This is a genomic window from Aerococcus sanguinicola, from assembly GCF_008726925.1.
In the GTDB taxonomy this organism is placed as follows: domain Bacteria; phylum Bacillota; class Bacilli; order Lactobacillales; family Aerococcaceae; genus Aerococcus.
Map to the genome: position 1 here is coordinate 125,464 of NZ_VYWO01000003.1, position 20,621 is coordinate 146,084.

Sequence of the window (20,621 nt, forward strand, 5' to 3'; positions counted from 1 at the left end):
AATTCACAAGCAAAAGGCTTTCATTTGGAAGGGAATTTTCTTATTAATTCTAGACTTTTCGCTAAAAAAAGAAGGCCAAGCTATGCTAAGATAGGTGTAAGTGAACAAGCCATCAAAGGAGGAGCTTATGAACCATTTCCTGGAATACCTCAACAGTGACCAACTCGATTCTGAACTCTTTATTGAAAAGGCCCTTTATTCACTCGCCGCTATTCTCCTCGCCTTTGCCTTGATGAAAGGCCTCAAGTGGGCCTTGCCCAAGCTGGTAGATAGTGAGAATTTAGTTCAGCGAATTAGTCGTTTTAGCCGGATAGTGATTGTTTTACTGGCCTTTATTTTCATTCTTAGCCTCTGGTTCTCCCAGGCCAAGCTCTTGGGCATTATTATCCTGATTATCTTGGCCTTCCTGACCCTGGCCTCCCGGGATGTGATTGTGGACCTGGTAGCCTATCTCTATATTATCTTGCGCTCGCCCCTGGAAGTGGGCAGCGTCATTGATATCAATGGGGTCTCGGGGGAGGTGGTCGACCTGGACTTCCTCCAGATTAACCTGGCCGAAGTGGGGACCATGACCAAGGCGCGCACCCACACCGGCCGCTATATCTCGGTCCCCAACCGCTGGATCTTCGAACATGCTATCTACAACTACAACCACGATAGCCCCTATGTGGTGGTCGATGTCATGGTGCCCATTGATTACGGCCAAGATTTGGAAAAGGTGAAGAAAATTACCGCCAAGGTGGCCTATGAGAAGTACGAGGGCTTCCTCGAACAGTGCACCGAAGAAGAATTGGCCCTCTTCAAACGCAAGATGGACGGCTTGGAGGCCTCAACCAAGCCCCAAATCCGGATCGAATACGGTAACCGGTCCATGAATGTCTATATTCAATTCTTCACCCCCTATGATAAGATTGCCGTCAATAAGATGATCATGCAGAATGCCCTCTACTTCGACCTCCGCAGCCGGGGCATCCAAGTCACCAGCATGCAAGTTGTTAAATTTGAAGAATAGAGTGCGACAAAAGTCGTTCAGGTCTGAATCATTGGAAGACAAAGAAGCCGGCAGTAGCCGGCTTTTTCCAATGGGGAGGCCAGGGGCGGCAACCCACACTCGCCGGCCTCAATGGTGCCTTGGGCCTCCGGAAGATCCACATTATAAGTCCGTGTACTTTTTATTCTGCCCCCGGCTCTTGTCGATGGGGTATTTGATGGCATTTTTGGCGAGCTTGCGGGGGATGAGCTCGTTAACGTCGAGGTCCAGGTTGTCCGCCAGCATGAGGGCGTAGATGAGGACATCGGCGAGTTCATCTTTGATGGCCTCGATGTTTTGATTGCCTTCCTCCGCACTCTTCCATTGATAGATTTCCAGGAGTTCACTCGCTTCGAGCACCAAGGACAGGGCCAGGTCCTTCTCATTGTGGAACTGCCGCCAGTCCCGCGCATCACGGAAAGCGTTGATTTGGTCAATTAGAGTCATTGAAATCATCCTTTCTTTCTTCTATTATATGCAATTTCCTCAGCCGGGAAAAGTGAGGCCCTATTTTTAGGCAGGCAATTGCCAAGTCCTTAGCATTACTGGTAGAATAGGGGTACTCAAGCCTTTTGAATAAGGCAGCGCAGCAATTTGAAGGAGTGGGAGTGTCAAATCATGGATGAATTAATGGAAGAAATTTTAGTTTCTGAGGAAGACTTGCAGGTTCGGATTAAGGAATTAGCGGGTGAAATTGCAAAGGACTACCGGGATAAGAACCCGCTCTTGGTCTGTGTCCTCAAGGGGGGCATGCCCTTTATGGCAGACCTCATGAAGGCCATGGATATCCTCCTAGAGATTGATTTTATGGATGTGTCGAGTTATGGGGATGGCTTCGAATCGAGCGGGGAGGTCAAGATTGTAAAAGACCTCTCCCAGCCGGTTAAGGACCGCCATGTGATCTTTGTTGAGGACATTATCGATACCGGGCGGACCCTAACCTATCTCTACCAGGTCTTAGAAAGTCGCCAGGCTGCCTCCATTAAGACCGTGGCCCTCTTGGACAAGCCTGCTCGCCGGACCAAGGCCTTCGAAGCGGACTGGATCGGCTTTGAAATTCCGGATAAGTTTGTGGTCGGCTACGGCCTGGACTTCAAGGGCCAATTGCGCAACTACCCTCAGATCGCTGTCCTCAAGGAAGAAGTTTATAGCTAAAAATGTTAGCACCGGGTGAGTGGCCTGGTGCTTTTTTTTGCGTTAAAAGTTTATTTCTCTCGCGAGTCTTCGCACCCTATAGTCGGGTTCGGTCGCGCAGCTTCCTTGTCACTTCACAAGTCTCCGCCGCAGTCTTGCAGACTGCTCTGGTGACTTGCTCCAGTGAAAGGAAGCTAACCGCGCGTCCTCACACCCTGAAGTCGGGTTCGCAAAGGCAGAAAGGGAGTGACTTCAGCAAAGTGGAACGATCGGCTGAAAGCCGCTCTTATCCCTTTTACCTCCAGTCATCCCTTTCTAAACGCCTTTGCTCACACCCTATAGTCGGGTTCGACTTGGCATTTTTGATATAATTCTACAACTCTCAGTCTAGGTGAAATCATTTGATCTTTTGTTTTTCCAAACTGTCAGCTAATAATGCAAGCGAATTTTAGCCAGAAGCTTAATATTTTTTTATTAACAGGTCAATCATATTATTTTGGTGATACAGTTCTGAGCAGGAATGGAGCTTTGGATGTGACCATTAGCCATGAACTAGCAAGCGATGTGAATTACGTATAGTAGGCGTCAGCCGTACTATACGTTTGAAGCTCGCTAGGCGAGAGACCTTGGCTCGAGCCGATGCTGCTTTAGCCGTAGGAGCAAAGCGACATACGGATAAAGTACGAGACGGCCAACCGTCCTCGAACCTCTAAATATTTAATGGTCACATTCAAAGGCGAAATGGATGCTCATCGCTATTCAACCTTAACCCCGCATCCTCTCACACCCTGGTGCTTTTTGTTTGGTAGCGCTGTTTTTTTGGACTATAATAAAAGAAAAAAGAAGGGACGTGTGTGCAATGGGTTTATTTGATCAGGCAGGCGGTTTACTGGGAATGTTGACGGGTCAGGGGGACCAATCCAATGATTCCTTGGCCAAGCAAGCTAATGTGTCGTCAGGGGACTTTGGCAAGATTATGACCCTGGGCCTTCCGATGATTATGAAGGCGATTAACCGCAACAGTCAGGATAAGTCGGGGGTGGATTCCCTCAACCAGGCCCTCAATGACCACGATAAGGCTGACCAGTTCGACTCGATCGACCAAGCAGTTGAGCAGGTGGACCATGAAGATGGGGACAAGATCCTCAACCATGTCTTCAAGGACCAGAATGAAAAAGAAGGGATCATTGATAAGATCGCCCAGGCCTTGAATATGGACACTGCTTCGGTGAAACGGACACTGGTGGTTCTAGCGCCAATGGTTCTGATGTACTTGGCCCACCGCCGGAAATCCAATAATGTATCGGCTGAAGACATGGGCCAGGAAGCCGACCGCGCCTCGCGTGAAGTTGAAGGCCAGGCCCGGCAGGAAGGGGGCAGCCTCCTGGAGCGCGTTCTCGATGCTGTCACGGTGGATGAGAACCAGACAGAAGATGACAGCCTCTTGGGCAAGGTCATCGACAATGTGACGGTTGATGAAGGCGGCCAGGATAAGCAAGCGAAGCCATCAGAGGAAGAGGACGGTGGCCTCTTGGGTGGTTTGTTCGATAAGTTAACGAAGTAAAATAATCCTTATCCGAAAAAGCAGGCCCTATCGTCTGCTTTTTCTTTATTTTCAAAGCATAATCTGCCACAATAAGACTAGGTAGATGCTTTAGAGAGGGGGAGATGGATGGCCGAATTAAAGATTGAAGCGGTGCCTCTTGACGACGCCGCAGGCTTGTCCGAGCTGAGCCGGCTGTGTTATCTGGCGACCTTTGAGGGGACCTGTTCAGAGGCGGATATGTTGGCCTATTTAGACTCGGCCTACGCTCCTGAACGTCTGGGTCAGGAATTAGCCGAAGAGGATTCTCACTTTTATTATTTAAAGGAGGGGCCCGAGGTCTTGGGCTATCTCAAGCTCAACCAAAAAGACCAGCAGTCGGAAGTCCAGCCCCGAAACTGGCTAGAAATCGAACGCCTCTATATCCGCCCGGGACAGCAAGGGCATGGGCTCGGTTCTGTGCTTATGGACTTTGCCTTAAGCAAGGCAGAAGAGTGGGATTGCCCTTATATTTGGCTGGGAGTTTGGGAGCATAATCTTAAAGCCCAAGCCTTCTACAAGAAGTATGGTTTTGAACGGTTTTCCGAGCACGCTTTTGTGATGGGGGAGACGGTCCAGTGCGATTGGCTCCTCAAGCGTCCACTCGTGCTTGGTCAAGAGAAGGAGGAAGATGACAAATGAAAGTTGGATTTATTGGTTTAGGTGTGATGGGCCGGTCCATGGCTCGACATGTCCTCGACGGAGGCTATGACCTCTTTGTCTACAACCGGACCAAGGCCAAGGCGGATGACCTTGTCGCTGCTGGGGCCCACTGGTGCGACTCGCCCCAAGCCCTAGCTGGTCAAGTGGACCTGGTCTTAAGCATTGTGGGTTACCCGGATGATGTGCGTGATGTCTATCTCGGTGACCAGGGGCTTTTTGCGGGAGCGCATGAGGGCCAGATCTTTGTGGATATGACCACGTCAACCCCGGGCCTGGCCCAAGAATTAGCTCAATTTGGTCAAGACAAGGGCATCCAGGTTCTGGACGGGCCCGTGACGGGTGGCGATGTCGGGGCGCGCGAGGGCCGCTTGACTTGTCTTTTGGCCGGAGACCAGGCCGCTGCTGAGACCATCCGTCCGGTCCTCGATACTTTCTGCGCGGCTGTCCAGTACTTCGGCCAGGCGGGAGCCGGCCAGCATGCCAAGATGGCCAACCAGATTATGATTGCTTCGACCATGCTGGGAGTTATGGAAACCCTCGTCTATGCGAAGACAGCCGGACTGGATGTCCAGCAAGTCATTGATACCCTGTCCTCTGGGGCAGCAGGCAACTTCTCCCTGACCTCCTATGGCCCACGGATCCTCAAGGGCGATTACACGCCTGGCTTCTTCGTCAAACACTTCATCAAGGACCTTGGCATTGCCCTCGCCGAAGCCGACCGCATGGGCATCGACCTTCCCGCCTGCCAGATGGCCTATGACTTCTACCAACGCCTAGCCGACAAAGGCTATCAAGACGCCGGCACCCAGGCTTTAATCAAACTTTGGGAATAAGGGTGTGAGGGCGCGCGGTTAGAATTGGACCTCTGGAGCAAAAATCCAGAGAAGACTGCAAGTCTTCGACGGATCTTTGCGAAGAGGAGCCACTTCTGCGCGACCGAACCCGACTTCAGGGTGTGAGGGCGCGCGGTTAGAAAGGCATACCAAGTACCCGACAAGTCTAACAGAAGTGAAAGGTTGAGCTTTTGCCTCAGCCTTTTTTGTCATTATTCTATATTTTCAACTTTAATCTTTATCGCATGCAGCCTGCCATGCATTTATTAGGCTGAGCCGTGCCTAAATTTTCCCTTCCAGGCCCAAGTTCAAAAGCGAAAGGGATGCTGATTAGAGCTATTATAAAATAAAGATTAAAATCATTTCAAAAAAACTTAATTTTTCCGGCGAAATAGTTTGACAATTCGATCAGATTAGATTAAGATTAAAACATGAATTAAGAAATCACAGAAAGGGAGTAAGAGAAATGGACTTTATGACTTCGCAAAATAACATGCCAATGACCAGCAACTATCCTTGTTGTAACGATTTCCGTCATCTTGCTCTCTTATTATTATGCTAGCAGGCGCATATGTGGTTCTTAAACTAACATCTGCGTCCTATTTGCGTACAACAAAGGGAGCAGGTGGCAGGCACCTTGTTCCGTAACAAGGTGCCTTTTCTTTTGAAGTGATGAATTCCAAAAATGTGGAAAGGAAGAGACGAATGAAACAGATTGATTTTTTTGATACAACTCTCCGTGATGGGGAACAGACGCCTGGCGTGAACTTCAATACCCAGGAGAAAGTTCGTATCGCTAAACAATTAGAAGAATGGGGCATTGATGCCATTGAAGCCGGCTTCCCGATTTCGAGTCCTGGAGACTTCGAAGCGGTGAAGGCAATTGCCGATAGCTTAGAGACCACCACCACAGTTGGTCTAGCCCGCTGTCGGGAGAAGGATATTGAGGCGGTCCGTGATGCTTTAGTGAATGCCAAGTCCCCTTCGATCCACGTCTTCCTTGCCACGAGCCCTATCCACCGCGAGTTCAAGTTGAAGATGACCAAGGAAGAGGTCTTAGAGAACATTGACCACCATGTCCGCTATGCCAAGCAATACTTCGATAGCGTGCAATTCTCACCCGAAGATGCGACGCGGACGGAGCTGGACTTCCTAGCTGAAGCGGTCAACTGCGCCATTGAAGCCGGGGCAACCATTATTAATATCCCGGATACTACCGGTTACACCAACCCCAAGGAAATGGCCCAAATCTTCCAGCACTTACAAAAAGCTTGTCCTAAATTCAATGAGGTCATGTTCTCCTGCCACTGCCACAATGACCTAGGCATGGCAACGGCCAACGCTTTGGCTGCCATTGAGAACGGGGCCACCCGGGTGGAAGGCACCATCAATGGGATCGGTGAACGGGCAGGGAATACGGCCTTAGAAGAAGTGGCTACGTCCTTGAGAATCCGGGAAGACCACTACCAATGCACCACCCATATTAACCTTGAACAAACCAAACGCTTGTCTGACCTGGTTTCCCACTTGTCCGGGATGCCTGTGCCACGGAACAAGCCGATTATTGGGGACAATGCCTTCGCCCATGAATCGGGCATCCATCAAGATGGGGTCCTCAAGAATGCTTCAACTTATGAAATCATTACCCCTCAAATGGTGGGCGTTCAAACCAATGCCTTGCCACTGGGTAAACTCTCCGGCCGCCATGCCTTCAGCAAGCGCCTAGAGGACTTGGGCTTCGACTTATCCGAAGAAGATATCAAGTCGGCCTTCGCTAAGTTCAAGGTCTTGGCTGATAAGAAGAAACAGGTATCGAATGAAGATATCCGCTACCTGGTGCTCGGCCATGAAGACGAACAAGCGGCCGACTACAAGTTAGTTAGCCTCCAATTGATGACGGGGACTAATGGTATTCCATCGACTGTGATCCAAATTAAGGAGAACAAGGAAGATGCCGAAATCGTCACAGGCCAAGGGATGGGCAAGGGCCCAATCGAAGCGATCTTCAATACCGTGGACGATATCATGCAGGCTAATTCCCACTTGACCGACTACCGCTTGGAAGCCTTGACTGGTGGGATCGATGCCCAGGCTGAAGTCCATGTGGCGGTAGCCGACGAAAACGGCACCCAATACAACGGGAGCGGGATTGACTACGATGTGGTCACAGCCTCTGCCATGGCCTATGTCCAAGCTTGCGGCAAATTGAAGGCTGACCAAGCAACAAAGGAGGCCTAGCCCATGACGGATACGAAAAAAATTGTCGTCCTCGCTGGGGACGGGATCGGTGAAGAGATTATGGCCAGCGGCTTGGCCGTTCTGGATGCAGTGGCTGACCGCTACGGCTACCACTTTGACCTGGACCCTCAACCCTTTGGTGGGGCCGGGATTGATGCCAGCGGCCACCCTTATCCCAAGGCCACCCAGGAAGCCCTCCACCAAGCGGATGCCATCCTCTTAGGGGCAATCGGGGCCCCCCAGTACGAAAACTGCGAGGTGACTCCTGAAGCGGGACTCTTAGCTATGCGTAAGGACTTGGGCCTCTTTGCCAACTACCGGCCAGTCAAGGTGGGGGCTTCCCTAGCGGACCTCTCGCCCCTCAAGGCCGACCGGGTGAGGGGAGCAGACTTCGTGGTTGTTAGAGAATTAACCGGCGGGGCCTACTTCGGGGACAAGGTGGAGGGGACAGACTATGCTTCTGACCTCATGCCTTACCGCCGCGAGGAAGTGGAGCGGATTGCCCGCAAGGCTTTCGAACTGGCCCAGAGCCGGCGCAAGCACTTAACCAGTGTAGACAAGGCAAATGTCCTGGCCTCCAGCCGCTTATGGCGGCATACGGTGGAAGCCATCAAGGATGACTATCCAGAGGTGACGGTCAACCATCTCTATGTCGATGCGGCAGCCATGAAGATTGTCACCCAACCCCAGGCCTTCGATGTGATCTTAACTGAGAACCTCTTCGGCGATATCTTATCCGACGAAGCCTCGGTTCTCTCGGGATCTCTGGGCATGCAAGCTTCGGCTAGCCACGGGACAGTTGGCCCCTCGCTCTATGAACCCATCCACGGCTCAGCACCTGATATTGCGGGCCAAAATATTGCCAACCCCATGTCCATGATCCTCAGTGTGACGATGATGCTCAGACAGAGCTTTGGCTACAATGAAGCAGCTGACTTTGTGGAAGCATGTGCTGAAGACTTAATGGCCAAAGGAATAAAAACCAAGGATTTAGGGGGTGAAGCCAGCACGACAGCCTTTACCCAAGCCTTGTTAGACTTGATGAAAGGAGCTAAATAAAAAATGGGAAAAACACTCTTTGATAAAGTTTGGGACCGCCACGTCCTAGCCGGCGAAGAAGGCGGCTCCCAACTCCTCTACGTGGACTTGCACTTGATTCACGAGGTGACCACGCCTCAAGGTTTTGAGTCCTTGCGTGAACAGGGGCGGCCCGTTAGACGGCCGGACCGGATCATCGCAACCATCGACCACAATGTGCCAACCAAGGATGTCTTTAATATTCAAGATGAAATCAGCCGCCAGCAGATCGAAGCCCTGCGCAAGAACTGCGAGGACTTCGGGATTGAACTGAACGATATCGGGTCAGACGGCCAGGGGATTGTTCACATGATTGGACCGGAACTGGGAGCCAGCCAACCCGGTCGGACCATTGTCTGCGGGGACTCCCACACGGCAACCCACGGGGCTTTTGGTGCCCTGGCTTTCGGGATCGGGTCTTCAGAAGTCGAACACGTCCTTGCCACCCAGAGTATCTGGCAGACCAAGCCCAAGAAAATGGGGGTTGAAATCACCGGGAAGCTGCCCCATGGCACCTATGCTAAAGATATTATTTTGAAATTAATTGCCAGCTATGGGTCAGGCTTCGGGACGGGTTATGCGGTGGAATATTTTGGGGAAACCATTGAGAACCTGACCATGGAGTCCCGGATGACCATCTGTAATATGAGTATTGAATTCGGCGCCAAGATGGGCATGATTGCCCCTGACCAAACCACCTTCGATTGGGTGACAGGCCGGCCCGAAGCTCCCGAAAATATGGAAGCAGCCATTGCGGACTGGAAGGAACTGAAGACTGATCCCGATGCCCAATATGACGCCTATATCTCCCTCGATGTGTCGGACCTCAAGCCTTATGTGACCTGGGGGACCAACCCTGAGATGGGCGTGGCCATCGATGAGCCCTATCCTGAAAGCAATGGGAATGCGGACTATAAGCGGGCCTATGCCTATATGGATGAGAAACCTGGCATGTACCACCAAGATGTCCCGCTCCAACATATCTTCATCGGGTCGTGTACCAATTCCCGTCTGGCTGACCTGGTGGAAGCTGCCAAATACCTCAAGGGCCATAAGGTAGCCGATAATATTTCAGGTATTGTGGTGCCCGGATCCAAGCGGGTCAAGCATGCCGCAGAGAAGTTGGGGATTGACAAGATCTTTATCGATGCGGGCTTGGAATGGCGCGAACCTGGATGTTCCGCCTGCCTGGGCATGAACCCGGACAGCTACCCAGCCTATGAGCATGTTCTGTCGACGACTAACCGGAACTATGAGCACCGGATGGGGCAGAATGCTAGAACCCATTTGGCCAGTCCCGCAACCGTAGCAGCTTCGGCTGTTGCGGGTAAGATCGTTGACGTTCGCCAGATTGAACCTGCAGAAATCGAGGTGCCCGATGGAGCCTATTAGACAGCACACCGGCCGTGTCGTGCCGATGATGAAAGATAATATTGATACCGACCAGATCATGCCGAAAGCCTTTATCAAACGGATTTCCAAGTTTGGTTACGAGGACTTCATCTTCTTTGAACAGCGCTATCTGGATAAAGAAATGACAGAGAACCCGGCTTTTATCCTCAACCAAGAGGAATATGAAGGAGCCAGCATCCTCGTAGCTGGCGATAACTTTGGCTGTGGATCCTCGCGTGAACACGCGGTTTGGGGCCTCAGCCAGTACGGCTTCAAGGTCGTCATTGCTGGGAGTTTCTCGGATATCTTCTATATGAACTGCACCAAGAACTCCCTCCTGCCGGTGGTCATTGAAGACGATGCCTACCGCCAAGGCCTGGCTGAGCTCGACCCTGAGACAGCTATTGAAGTGGACCTGGAAGCCCAAGTCATTCATTCACCTTTAGGGGACAAACCTTTTGAAATTGATGAACAAATCAAGGACAAGTTCCTCCAAGGTCTGGACGACATTACCGAAACCCTGAAACACGAAGACGCTATTGCCACCTATGAGGCTGCAAACGACCATAAATACGACGTTTAACTAATAGAAAGAAGGATTACTATGACAGAGACAAAGAAAGTACATTGGGATGGCCAAACGAACCAGGAAGCTGTTGATATTCTTTTGGGTGAGGGTGGCATGATTGTTTCCCCAACCAAGGTGGGCTATATTATCGGGACCAGCGACAAGGAAGGCTTGGAACGTAAATTCGCCGTCAAACATCGGAAACGGAACAAACCAGGCGTTACCCTCTGTGGGTCTATGGAACAATTGAAGAGCTTGGCTAAGATGACCCCTGAAATCGAAGCCTTCTACCAACAATGCTGGGATGAAGACATCTTGATGGGCTGCATCCTCCCTTGGCAAGAAGAAGCTAAGGCTAAATACATGCCACAGGACGGGGCTGAAGAATTAGCCACCGACGTACGTGGGACCAGCTGCTTCGTTATCCGCTTCGGTGTCCCTGGTGAACAAATCGCCCATGAACTCTGGGAACGTGAAGGCCGTTTGATGTTCGCTTCCTCTGCCAACCCTTCAGGTAAAGGGAACCGCGGCGTGGTTGAAGGCATCGGCGAAGAAATTGAACAAGAAGCTGACCTGATCATCGAAGCCGATGACTACGTGGCGTCCATCCAACCGAACAAGGATGAAAACACCCGCTATGAACAAGGCGTGATGGTCTCCTTCGTTGAAGACGAATCCGGTGAACTCGTGCCAGAACAACATGGCGAACGTGACGTCACCCCAGCCCCAATCCTCATCCGCAAAGGCGTCTACAACGACCGCATCCTCCAAATCTTAGCCGACCACTTCAACAGCTGGGACTACCGCCACGGACATTATTATTAAAAAAGGGTGTGAGCAAGAGCGCTTAGAAAGGGATGACTGGAGGCAAAAGGGATAAGGCCGGCTCTAGCCGGTCGTTCCCTTTTGCTGAAGTCACTCCCTTTCTGCTCTTGCGAACCCGACTAGGAAGGGTGTGAGACTTGGCGGTTAGACTCGGATGATTGGAGCAAGTCAGAATAAGAGCGAAGCAGTCGCTCGTTTCTGACTTGTGAAATCACTCCGAGTCTGCCAAGTTGAACCCGACTAGACAGGGTGTGAAGGCTAGCGGGAGAAATAGACCTCTGGAGCAAAGAGCCAGAGAAGACTGCAAGTCTTCGGCGGATCTTTGTGAAGAGGAGCTATTTCTGCTAGCCTGAACCCAACTAGGAAGGGTGTGAGGGCGCGCGGGAGCTTCCTTTCACTGGAGCAAGTCACCAAAGCAGTCTAAAAGACTGCGGCGGCGACTTGTGAAGTGACAAGGAAGCTGCGCGACCGAACCCAACTAAGCCGATAAGTTCTTATTTTGAAAACAAAGCTGGGGTTAAGCTCCAGCTTTTTTAATTGTCCATGCTGAGTGTGTGCTCTGCTTTTAAAATGTCTTGATATTCGCGCTCGAACTTGCTAACGAGGGGCTACTTAGCAAGTCGCACAGTCCCAACTTTCTAACAAGAGCTCTATTAGCAAGTCGCACAGCCCTAACTTGCTAACGGAAGCTTACTTAGCAAGTCGCCGCCCCTCAACTCGCTAACAGGGGCCGACTTAGGACTAGAATCCTTATTCCAACATTTTTCTGGCCCTCTTCCCATAGAAATGTTATAATGAAAACGCTAACATTATTTTTAGAGGAGTGATGGGATGAAAACAATGGCATTATTAATTAATCCGATTGCCGGTATGGGGGGTCGGGCTGGCTTGAAGGGGACGGATGGGGCCGATATCTTACAGCGGGCCCTAGATCTGGGCGCCCAACCGGAAGCGGGGCTCAAGGCAGGCAAGGCCCTCGACCACTTGGCTGAAGTTGACGCGCCTGTTAAGCTCCTAGTGGCGGCCGGCGCCATGGGGGAGGATGCGGCGAAAGCGGCAGGACTAGATTATGACGTGATCTATGAACCAAGCGCTAAGGAGGCCCTAGAGACCCAGAAGGCCGATAGTGAAGCCTTCCTGGACGCAGCTAAGGCAGCCCAGCCAGACCTTCTTGTCTTTGTCGGCGGGGACGGGACAGCCCGGGATGTCTGCCGGAAGATTGGCTTGGACATTCCAGCCTTGGGTGTACCAGCCGGGGTTAAGATTTACTCCGCGGTCTATGCCAATTCCCCTGAGAGCGCCGGCCGTTTGTTGGCGGAATGGGCCCAGGACAGCCCCATGGATTATCACGAAACCGAGGTCCTGGACCTGGACGAAGCGGGTTTCCGCCAGGATGAGGTCGATATCCAGGTCTTCGGCTACCTCCGCGTGCCCCAGCACAGCCAGTTCATGCAGAACCTCAAGTCAGCCAGTCCCCAGTCGGATGAAGCTGCCCAGGAATCCATTGCCCTCGAAGTTCTCGACCACATGGATGACAATGCTATCTACCTGGTGGGCTCAGGTACCTCCACCCGCCATATTATGGACGAACTCGGCCTAGATGTGACGGTCCTGGGGGTTGATATCATCAAGAACCGCCAGCTCCTGGTCAAGGATGCCAATGAGCAGGAGATCCTGGATACCATCGAGGGTGAGGAAGATGTCCGTCTGATCGTAACTCCCATGGGCGGCCAGGGCTATATCCTCGGCCGGGGCAACCAGCAGCTCTCCAAGCGGGTCCTGGCCCATATTGACAAGGACAAGCTCACCATCGTAGCCACCCCCAGCAAGATCATGACCATCGGCACCAACCCCTTCCTCATCTACACCATGGACGACGCTATCGATGAGAAGTTCACCGGCTACTACAAGGTCATCACCGGCTACGGCCAATATTCCATGCACAAGGTTGAAGCCATAAAATAAAGAAAGATTAAGCTAATAAAGAAGCCTCTCTTCCCAATTCGACAAGTTCACTTGTCGAGATAAGGGGGAGGGGCTTTTTCTACGCTTAAAAATTAAGAAAGAATGAATCAAATAAAAAATGGCTAATATAATATGAATATAGACAAAATGATTTGAAAGCGTTTATTTACTTTGTTAAGTTTAAATCATATAGAATCCAAGAATATGAGAATATGGAGGACTTACTATGCTAAATAAAATCCATCAAAGCCTTTATCATTTACCTCGCTTTGCCAAATATTTCTATCTTATGGTATTGAGCGCAGCTGCAGTTAATTTCTTTATCGATGGCAAACAAAGCCTTATCAGCATACTAGCAGTGGGCATCTTAGCCTTTTTCAATTATTGCATATTATTTAAAGCAAAAGAATGATCTTGGATTCGCCAATTGCTAGCCTGGCACTTTAATTCATCGGCCATTAATCGATGGACGAGGGGATACCATGAGGCTACGGTTTGTGTTAGGATGAATAGAGAGAAAGATGCGTGAACACTTGTTAAGGAGGTATCCCAATGAACCCCAGAGAATTACTCGATACGCTATCCGTAGCGGCCAGATTAAAGGACACGACCCGACACTGTTATACAGAGGGAGGCCGGCATGAGAGCGTGGCTGAACACTCCTGGATGATGACTCTGATCGCCTTTCTTCTGATGGAGGAATTTTCGGGAGCGGACATGAACAAGGTGGTTCAGATGTGCCTCATCCATGACCTGGGCGAGTGCTTCACGGGAGACATTCCGACCTTTGACAAGGGGGAAGCGGACGAGGTCAAGGAGCAAGACTTGCTGAAGAATTGGGTGAATTCCCTTCCTGCTGCCACCGCGCAAGAAATGACGGCCTTATACCGTGAGATGGAAGAGCGCACCAGCCTTGAAGCCAAGATCTATAAAGCCATCGACAGTCAAGAAGCCCTGATCCAGCACAACCTATCTGACTTAGACACCTGGACGGACTTTGAGAAGTCCTTCAACTTAAGCTATGCCGATGACAAGGTTCAGTTCTCTGACTACATGACCCAGCTTCGGGAAGAAATCCGCAAAGACACCCTGGCTAAGCTAGGGGAGTGAGATATTTTAGCGTCAAGCCATGCTTGAGGAGGCAGCTATATGTCCAGAGAAATTTTAAGATCATTTTTACTTACCTTGCTGCATGCAAGTTTTTATCTTTCTCCTTTGCGCAGCAATTGAGAAGCTTCTTTCTATAGACATACCGTATATCCTCCAACTTATTCTTGCGAGTCTATATGTGTTCTGGCGATTGAAGCGAAGCCGTCTCGACCAGTCCAAAGAATAAGCCATCAATAAAAGGTGTTGGCCCGTCTTCAATGGAGACAGGCCGACACCTTTTTGAGTGCATGGTCTAATAGCTTTCAAAAGTTTTCGGAATGGCTTGGGGAGGGGTTTTTGCACGCTTAAAAAGTTAAGAAAGAATGAATCAAATAAAAAATGGCTAATATAAGTGGCATATAGACAAAATGATTTAAAAGCGCTTATTATTTATGTTAAGTTTAAAATGTAAAGTGTAACTTTGGAACCGAAAGGAGAAGAATATGTTAAAGAAGAAACTTTTAGTCTCAACTGCGGTTGCCGTTTTACTTTCACCAATTGCTGTAGGGAGCGCCACTAGTGTTCAAACTTATGCCAGTACAGTGGCTGAGGAACAAAATTATGGCCAAGTTACCTATTACAGTAACCAGCAGCTATTTGACGCCTTAGAAGCTGAAGGCTATGACTTGCGTGACATTTACACGGAAGAAGAGATCCAATTAGCTAAGGCTGAAGACATGTCACGTGCTGGTGTGACACAAGTCGTTTCAACAGGGCAATATACTTGGGATCTGTATCTATCGTCAGCTTATACAAAAGCTATTGCAGTAAGTGGTGATGTGGCAAGTACTGTTTTAGGCTTTTTAGGATTTGGAAAAGCTGGAGCAATTCTTGAATTAGGCACTTTACCATTGAATTCATTAGATACCAGCAAAGGTATTTACCTTAATTTAAAAAATGTAAACATCCCAGGTGGACAGCCAACGGTCACTATTACTGGATGGGGCTACCAATAAGAGGTGCAATAAATGAATAAATTGCATAAAAATTTGTATCAATTACCAGAATGGGTTAAATTAACAATTGTAATTCTTTTGTTTTTAATGAGTTACTTTTGGATATTAGAGCATAATCCATTTAGCAGTCGTATAATAGTTTCAATACTTGCTTTTGTTCTGGCTAATATATTAGGGATGATTTTTAGAAAACCAAGAGGTTAATTAATAAATGTGAGTAGGATTTTTTCTGAGAATAAAGTCCTACTCGCTATTTCTTATTATAATCATTTTTTCAATTCTTTGCTGAGCGAATGATTAGTTTTTTGGGAGGAGCATACCACTATTCTAAGTATTTTTTTGAAGATAGCTATCCAGCCAAAGCATTGGAGGACTTACTATGCTAAATAAAATCCATCAAAGCCTTTATCATTTACCTCGCTTTGCCAAATATTTCTATCTCAAGGTATTGAGCGCAGCTGCAGTTAATTTTTTTGTCGATGGCAAACAAAGCCCTATGAGCATACTAGCAGTGGGCATCTTAGCTCTCTTCAATTATTGCATATTATTTAAAGGAAAAGAATGATCTTGGCTTCGCCAATAGCTAGCCTGGCACTTTAATTCATCGGCCATTAATCGATGAACAAGGGGATACCATGAGGCTACGGCTTGTGTTAAGAAGCGATAAGAAAGATAAAAAATGGCTAATATAAGTGGAATATAGACAAAATGATTTGAAAGCGCTTATTATTTATGCTAAGTTTAAAATGTAAAGTGTAACTTTGGAAGCGAAAGGAGAAGAGGAATCTTTTAGCTTATATTTCCAAACGTTTAACTGATGATCTAATGAACAATATGTCTATCGTAGCTACCGGATCTATCGAAGGAGCTCCTGCTGAATACGGCCCACTGGTTAGCCCACTCAGCATTCGCTCACAGTAAGAAAGGACTGTTGACATGGTTAACTGGTTCAGCATACTTTTCTTTGTCCTCTCTGCTTCATTAACTTTCGCTTTTATTGAGTGGATTAAGAAGAAATATCTGTACAAAGATAAGGACCAAGACCAAAGACCAGACAATCAGGAAAAAGAAGATCAATAAAAAATACAAATAGATTAAGTTTAGCTCGAAGGTCATTCGATGGTTCGACCTTCGAGCGATTTTTATTTTTGTTGCAATGACGGAGCCGTTTCGACCAGTCAAGTGAATAATCCATTAATAAAAGAAAGATGGGATAAAAGTTCCGGCCTCTATATAGAATACGAACTATTCTTTAAAAACGTGCTCCAAAAGTCAGCCCTGACATCCACTTCACGAATTATGGAAGATCCTTTGACAAGGTTCTTCCATAATTCGCGGACAGTTGCTATAGCTGTTCGAAGCGAAGCGAGTTACAGATATAGTATGCGCTAGCTGATTCAGGGCTAATCGACTTTTGTCACACTCTCCTTTTTGACTGCATAATCTAATACTTTTCAAAAGCTTCCCGAATGGCTTGGGGGTCTTGGGTCTGGGTCAGGACAAGGCTCAGCAGGATCTTAGCCTTGCTTGGGGGGAGGCTGCCGGAAGGGATGAAGGGCATGCCCTCGTCGACGCTGGCTTCGTAGAGGGTCAGGCCGTTGCCGACCCGGGAGCTGCGGACGATAGGGGGGAGTTGGCCTTCATGGGACTTGATGTAGCTAGCCCAGTCCTGGCTGATATTGCCAGTGCCCACCCCAGCGAGGACGATGCCGTCTGACCGGTCCTTGAAGAAGTCTAGGATATCGGCTGAGGCCCCCACATGGTAGTAGGCGATGTCCACCCGGGGGAGTCGGGCCACTCCTGACAAGTCGAACTGGGGGCTGGCCTTAGTCGGGCCTTGGAGGAAGTAGGCCTGGTCTTCCCGCAGATAGCCCAAGCAGCCCAGGTCTCGGCTGTCGAAGGCTTGGGGACGGAAGTTGCTGGTCTTTTGGACCTCACGGCCGGCATAGATGCCATCGGAGAAGACGACCAGGGCTCCCATGCCCACCGCTTGTTCACTGGCAGCCAGGCAGATGGCCTGGTAGAGGTTCATGGGCCCGTCTGCGCTGCTAGCTGTGGCAGGGCGCATGGCCCCGGTTAGGACGAGGGTCTTGTCTGAAGGCGCGGTTAGATGAAGGAAGTAGGCCGTCTCTTCCAGGGTGTCTGTCCCGTGGCTGACTACGACCCCATCTACGGCGTCATCGGCCAAGATTTCTTGGACGCGCTGGCCCAGTTGGAGGAGCTGGGCATTGGTCAGGGACTCGCTGGCTACGGAGAAGATTTGTTCATAGGTTAAGTCAGCGATCCCATCCAGGGGCGGCAGGCCCTCCAGTAATTGGCTGGCGTCGAAGGCACCGGCCTGGTAGGAGGTGGTCTTGCCCGAGTCTCCAGCCGCTGAGATGGTGCCACCGGTTCCGATCACGTGAATGTGTTTTGTCATGATAAGCTCCTTTCGTCACGCTTTTTCTTCATTAAAGGCCATGGCCAGGGAAATGTCAAGTCGGCGGGCTGAAGGGCAGAAGAATAAAGCGGTAAATCGGTGGAAAAGCCTTATTTTTTGCCTTGGAGATGCTATAATAGCCCTGATGAATGAATGGAGGAGGATGGCTTGATGGGCGAACTGACCAAAGAAATTGAATTTTATCGCTTGCGGAAGGCGGAAGGGGACGAGGACCGGGCCAAGTCCTTGGAGAGTGTGGAGTGGGCCCGGGCTGTCTTGTCGGATCTGCCGCGCCACTACTATCTGGAACATGCCTTGGAGCTCTGGCCCCAGAATTTAGACGCCTTGGTCGCTCGCTTGGAAGGGGTGCCCCTGTCTTCGCGCTTTATTTATTTGGAGGCCCTGGTCAAGGAACATGCCCCCACTTATTTGAAGGGCCAAGACTTGACCTATGCGAACCTGGCCCAGCGTCCCTATCTCCGCCTCCTCCATGAACTGGCCGTGACCTATGCCGGCATGGGCCGCTATCATCTGGCGGCTGGCCTCTATGACCTCCTGCTCCAGGCGGGGCTTCTTGAGTGCTTTGAATTCAAGCGGGAGCTCTTGATGGTCTACTATCATACGGGAGACTGGGAGGGCCTGGCGCAAGTTTACCCGCATTTTGAGGCGGATGAAATCCATGAAGTCATCCTCCTGCCCTGCCTCTTGTTGGCCTATCGGACCGATCATTTGCTCTGGGCGGATTATTTCTGGCAGGAACTCGACCGGCTCAACTCAGACCTGGACGAATTCTTCAGCCAGGAGACCTGGCCCATTGAAGACATCATCGACCAACCGATGGGGACCGGCAAGTTGGTCAGCTACCTGACCAAGCACGACTACCAGACGCTGATTTTGGCCGCTAACCCCATCCTGCCTAGTCTTTTGACCGATGACTACAGCTATCATTACTTCAGGGACAAGGTCCAAGCTGACCAGGGGCCAAGCTTAAGCCTGGCTGACCTGGCGGAGGACCAGAACCTGGTCGAGGCTCTTGCAAGCTACCGCTGGGAACATGGGGGCAGCGACGAAGAGGAGGACTTCTGGGATTTTGTCGATTCCCAGGCTAGCCTGGAAGATCAGCCAAAAAGAGAGCCCAACCTAGAAACTCGGCAGCTCAAGCAAGCTGTCGGTGAGAAGCGCTATGCCTTGCTGGCAGAGGCGGGTTATAGGACTTGCGAAGACCTGGCCCAGGCAGAAGCCAGTGACCTGCTCGCCATCAAGGGGATTGGCCCCGGAACCCTTAACCGGCTCAGGGAGATGGGGCTGGATATCTAATGGGGAAGGAAAGGGCTGTTTTTAAATCGATTCACCGAGACCCTCTTGCCTGCAGGGTCTTTTTTGTTAACTGCTCGCACAGAAAGTTTAAGATAATGTAAAATCTTGTTTACTTTGGACGGGGCATTTGCTATGATTAGAATACAGTGGGGAAAATTAAAAAAAACTCATATTTCCACCCCGGTGGTTTTTTATTTTTAGGAGGATTGCTTATGACAAGTGAGCAGAAAAAGAAAAAATTAGGCCTTGTGCCGCGACTGATTATTGCTATTATTTTAGGGATTATTGCCGGCCAACTATCCTTTATTCCGGAATGGTTCCTAAGTGTCTTTGTTACCTTCTCCGCCATTTTTAGTAGTTTCCTGAACTTCGTCATTCCTTTTATGATCCTAGGTTTAGTGATCAAGGGGATTGCCGACTTGAGCGATGGGGCTGGGCGCCTGTTAGGGATCACTGCACTGACTTCCTACATTTCAACCTTAATCGCGGGTTCGATTGCCTATACCACCGCTATTACCCTCTTCCCCCACTTCATCACGGACTCCCTAGTCCAGAAGCTGAGTGAGGCAGGGGAGGGGCTGACCCCAATCTTTGAAATTCCCCTAGAACCTTTCTTCGATGTGACAGGCGCCATTATCTTCGCCTTCATGATGGGGCTAGGTATTTCTTGGTTACGGCAAAAAGGCCAGGGGGAAGCCCTCTATGAAGTCTTCAGTGACTTTGGCGAGGTGATTACCCAGGTCCTTGCTAAGGTTGTGATTCCCTTGCTTCCTATTTATATCTTCGGGAATTTCGCTAACCTCTCTTATACGGGATCGGTCTTCACCATTCTAAGTGTCTTCTGGAAAGTCTTCATTGTGGTGATTATCCTCCACCTGCTCTATATCAGTGCCATGTTTGTGGTGGCTGGTCTCTATGCAGGGAAGAACCCTATCCAGTTGATCAAGAACCAAATCCCAGGCTATATCACAGCTGTTGGGACCCAGTCTTCAGCTGCTACCATTCCCGTCAATATTGAATGTGCGGAGAAGAATGGGGTCTCCGAGGATATCCGGAACTTTGTGGTGCCGCTCTGTGCGACCATCCACTTGGCCGGCTCGATGATTACTATCACCTGCTGCTCCATGACCCTCTTGTTGATGTATGATATGCCCCATCCCTTCAGTATGATGCTCGGCTTTATCATGATGCTAGGGGTAGCCATGGTCGCAGCGCCAGGCGCACCAGGTGGGGCCATCATGTCGGCTCTGCCCTTCCTGCCCATGGTGGGGATTGTCTCAGATACTATGCAGCAGCTGATGATCTCCCTCTATATTACCCAAGATAGTTTCGGGACCGCTGCTAACGTGTCAGGCGACAACGCTATTGCCGTCTTTATTGACAAATTACACCAAGATAAGAAGTAACATAATTTCCCTACTGAAGAGTTCGCTTAGGCGGGCTCTTTTTTTGATTGCAATTTGGGAACATATG

At 49.8% G+C, this 20,621-nt stretch carries 20 protein-coding genes; 18 read left to right on the forward strand and 2 right to left on the reverse strand.

Annotation, left to right across the window (positions count from 1 at the left end):
• Positions 1–127 precede the first annotated feature (127 nt).
• Positions 128–1,012 (forward strand): mechanosensitive ion channel family protein, encoded by an 885-nt coding sequence (locus F6I03_RS05865; RefSeq protein ID WP_070430044.1) that lies wholly within the window; start codon positions 128–130, stop codon positions 1,010–1,012.
• A 141-nt stretch (positions 1,013–1,153) separates the two neighbouring features.
• Here the strand turns inward: F6I03_RS05865 and F6I03_RS05870 are convergent, their stop codons facing one another.
• Positions 1,154–1,477 (reverse strand): nucleotide pyrophosphohydrolase, encoded by a 324-nt coding sequence (locus tag F6I03_RS05870; protein ID WP_070430043.1) that lies wholly within the window; start codon positions 1,475–1,477, stop codon positions 1,154–1,156.
• Positions 1,478–1,648: 171 nt separating this feature from the next.
• Here F6I03_RS05870 and hpt point away from each other — a divergent pair, with 171 nt between their 5' ends.
• The 15 genes from hpt (at position 1,649) to F6I03_RS05945 (ending at position 15,977) form a co-directional block, all read left to right on the forward strand.
• Positions 1,649–2,185: a hypoxanthine phosphoribosyltransferase gene (gene hpt / locus F6I03_RS05875; protein ID WP_070430042.1), complete on the forward strand. Its 537-nt coding sequence runs from the start codon at positions 1,649–1,651 to the stop codon at positions 2,183–2,185.
• A gap of 838 nt (positions 2,186–3,023) precedes the next feature.
• Positions 3,024–3,728, forward strand: coding sequence for a DUF937 domain-containing protein (locus F6I03_RS05880; RefSeq protein ID WP_150983086.1), 705 nt, complete (start codon positions 3,024–3,026; stop codon positions 3,726–3,728).
• A 108-nt stretch (positions 3,729–3,836) separates the two neighbouring features.
• Positions 3,837–4,388 carry a GNAT family N-acetyltransferase gene (locus tag F6I03_RS05885; protein ID WP_070430040.1) on the forward strand — a complete coding sequence of 184 codons (552 nt, stop codon included), beginning with the start codon at positions 3,837–3,839 and terminating at the stop codon, positions 4,386–4,388.
• On the forward strand, positions 4,385–5,242 hold the full coding sequence (locus F6I03_RS05890) for an NAD(P)-dependent oxidoreductase (protein WP_070430039.1): 858 nt from the start codon (positions 4,385–4,387) through the stop codon (positions 5,240–5,242). Before F6I03_RS05885 ends, F6I03_RS05890 begins: the two co-directional genes overlap by 4 nt.
• 705 nt (positions 5,243–5,947) lie before the next feature.
• The gene (locus F6I03_RS05895) at positions 5,948–7,480 is read left to right on the forward strand and encodes a 2-isopropylmalate synthase (protein WP_150983087.1); all 1,533 of its coding nucleotides are present in this window, start codon (positions 5,948–5,950) and stop codon (positions 7,478–7,480) included.
• Positions 7,481–7,483: 3 nt separating this feature from the next.
• A complete protein-coding gene (gene leuB / locus F6I03_RS05900; protein ID WP_070430037.1) occupies positions 7,484–8,539 on the forward strand; it encodes a 3-isopropylmalate dehydrogenase in 1,056 nt (351 codons plus the stop codon).
• Positions 8,540–8,542: 3 nt separating this feature from the next.
• Complete coding sequence (gene leuC / locus F6I03_RS05905) at positions 8,543–9,949, forward strand: 3-isopropylmalate dehydratase large subunit (RefSeq protein ID WP_070626163.1); 1,407 nt, start codon at positions 8,543–8,545, stop codon at positions 9,947–9,949.
• Positions 9,936–10,532, forward strand: coding sequence for a 3-isopropylmalate dehydratase small subunit (gene leuD / locus F6I03_RS05910; protein ID WP_070430035.1), 597 nt, complete (start codon positions 9,936–9,938; stop codon positions 10,530–10,532). The genes leuC and leuD overlap by 14 nt, the downstream gene beginning before the upstream one ends.
• A gap of 21 nt (positions 10,533–10,553) precedes the next feature.
• The gene (locus tag F6I03_RS05915) at positions 10,554–11,342 is read left to right on the forward strand and encodes an L-threonylcarbamoyladenylate synthase (protein ID WP_141737815.1); all 789 of its coding nucleotides are present in this window, start codon (positions 10,554–10,556) and stop codon (positions 11,340–11,342) included.
• Positions 11,343–12,173: 831 nt separating this feature from the next.
• Positions 12,174–13,307 (forward strand): ATP-NAD kinase family protein, encoded by a 1,134-nt coding sequence (locus F6I03_RS05920; RefSeq protein ID WP_070430556.1) that lies wholly within the window; start codon positions 12,174–12,176, stop codon positions 13,305–13,307.
• Between the two features lie 226 nt (positions 13,308–13,533).
• Complete coding sequence (locus F6I03_RS05925) at positions 13,534–13,719, forward strand: hypothetical protein (protein WP_070626258.1); 186 nt, start codon at positions 13,534–13,536, stop codon at positions 13,717–13,719.
• Between the two features lie 140 nt (positions 13,720–13,859).
• On the forward strand, positions 13,860–14,417 hold the full coding sequence (locus tag F6I03_RS05930) for an HD domain-containing protein (RefSeq protein WP_070430557.1): 558 nt from the start codon (positions 13,860–13,862) through the stop codon (positions 14,415–14,417).
• A 482-nt stretch (positions 14,418–14,899) separates the two neighbouring features.
• Positions 14,900–15,412: a hypothetical protein gene (locus F6I03_RS05935; protein ID WP_210383781.1), complete on the forward strand. Its 513-nt coding sequence runs from the start codon at positions 14,900–14,902 to the stop codon at positions 15,410–15,412.
• A gap of 12 nt (positions 15,413–15,424) precedes the next feature.
• Positions 15,425–15,616, forward strand: a complete 192-nt coding sequence (locus tag F6I03_RS05940) for a hypothetical protein (RefSeq protein WP_070430558.1) — start codon at positions 15,425–15,427, stop codon at positions 15,614–15,616.
• A gap of 175 nt (positions 15,617–15,791) precedes the next feature.
• Positions 15,792–15,977, forward strand: coding sequence for a hypothetical protein (locus F6I03_RS05945; RefSeq protein ID WP_070430559.1), 186 nt, complete (start codon positions 15,792–15,794; stop codon positions 15,975–15,977).
• An 879-nt stretch (positions 15,978–16,856) separates the two neighbouring features.
• On the opposite strand, the gene F6I03_RS05950 is transcribed toward F6I03_RS05945, so the two are convergent.
• Positions 16,857–17,831: an asparaginase gene (locus tag F6I03_RS05950; RefSeq protein WP_070430560.1), complete on the reverse strand. Its 975-nt coding sequence runs from the start codon at positions 17,829–17,831 to the stop codon at positions 16,857–16,859.
• Between the two features lie 171 nt (positions 17,832–18,002).
• Between F6I03_RS05950 and F6I03_RS05955 the strand changes: the two genes are divergently transcribed.
• Together F6I03_RS05955 and F6I03_RS05960 are read left to right on the forward strand one after the other, a co-directional pair.
• The gene (locus tag F6I03_RS05955) at positions 18,003–19,148 is read left to right on the forward strand and encodes a helix-hairpin-helix domain-containing protein (RefSeq protein WP_070430561.1); all 1,146 of its coding nucleotides are present in this window, start codon (positions 18,003–18,005) and stop codon (positions 19,146–19,148) included.
• A gap of 212 nt (positions 19,149–19,360) precedes the next feature.
• Complete coding sequence (locus F6I03_RS05960) at positions 19,361–20,554, forward strand: dicarboxylate/amino acid:cation symporter (RefSeq protein WP_070430562.1); 1,194 nt, start codon at positions 19,361–19,363, stop codon at positions 20,552–20,554.
• Positions 20,555–20,621 lie beyond the last annotated feature (67 nt).

Coding starts and splice junctions, on each gene's coding strand:
- F6I03_RS05935 (WP_210383781.1), top strand. CDS start 14,900: ATGTTAAAGAAGAAACTTTTAGTCTCAACTGCGGTTGCCGTTTTACTT.
- F6I03_RS05885 (WP_070430040.1), top strand. CDS start 3,837: ATGGCCGAATTAAAGATTGAAGCGGTGCCTCTTGACGACGCCGCAGGC.
- hpt (WP_070430042.1), top strand. CDS start 1,649: ATGGATGAATTAATGGAAGAAATTTTAGTTTCTGAGGAAGACTTGCAG.
- F6I03_RS05955 (WP_070430561.1), top strand. CDS start 18,003: ATGGGCGAACTGACCAAAGAAATTGAATTTTATCGCTTGCGGAAGGCG.
- F6I03_RS05890 (WP_070430039.1), top strand. CDS start 4,385: ATGAAAGTTGGATTTATTGGTTTAGGTGTGATGGGCCGGTCCATGGCT.
- F6I03_RS05940 (WP_070430558.1), top strand. CDS start 15,425: ATGAATAAATTGCATAAAAATTTGTATCAATTACCAGAATGGGTTAAA.
- F6I03_RS05880 (WP_150983086.1), top strand. CDS start 3,024: ATGGGTTTATTTGATCAGGCAGGCGGTTTACTGGGAATGTTGACGGGT.
- F6I03_RS05920 (WP_070430556.1), top strand. CDS start 12,174: ATGAAAACAATGGCATTATTAATTAATCCGATTGCCGGTATGGGGGGT.
- leuC (WP_070626163.1), top strand. CDS start 8,543: ATGGGAAAAACACTCTTTGATAAAGTTTGGGACCGCCACGTCCTAGCC.
- F6I03_RS05870 (WP_070430043.1), bottom strand. CDS start 1,477: ATGACTCTAATTGACCAAATCAACGCTTTCCGTGATGCGCGGGACTGG.
- leuB (WP_070430037.1), top strand. CDS start 7,484: ATGACGGATACGAAAAAAATTGTCGTCCTCGCTGGGGACGGGATCGGT.
- F6I03_RS05950 (WP_070430560.1), bottom strand. CDS start 17,831: ATGACAAAACACATTCACGTGATCGGAACCGGTGGCACCATCTCAGCG.
- F6I03_RS05915 (WP_141737815.1), top strand. CDS start 10,554: ATGACAGAGACAAAGAAAGTACATTGGGATGGCCAAACGAACCAGGAA.
- F6I03_RS05865 (WP_070430044.1), top strand. CDS start 128: ATGAACCATTTCCTGGAATACCTCAACAGTGACCAACTCGATTCTGAA.
- F6I03_RS05945 (WP_070430559.1), top strand. CDS start 15,792: ATGCTAAATAAAATCCATCAAAGCCTTTATCATTTACCTCGCTTTGCC.
- F6I03_RS05895 (WP_150983087.1), top strand. CDS start 5,948: ATGAAACAGATTGATTTTTTTGATACAACTCTCCGTGATGGGGAACAG.
- leuD (WP_070430035.1), top strand. CDS start 9,936: ATGGAGCCTATTAGACAGCACACCGGCCGTGTCGTGCCGATGATGAAA.
- F6I03_RS05930 (WP_070430557.1), top strand. CDS start 13,860: ATGAACCCCAGAGAATTACTCGATACGCTATCCGTAGCGGCCAGATTA.
- F6I03_RS05925 (WP_070626258.1), top strand. CDS start 13,534: ATGCTAAATAAAATCCATCAAAGCCTTTATCATTTACCTCGCTTTGCC.
- F6I03_RS05960 (WP_070430562.1), top strand. CDS start 19,361: ATGACAAGTGAGCAGAAAAAGAAAAAATTAGGCCTTGTGCCGCGACTG.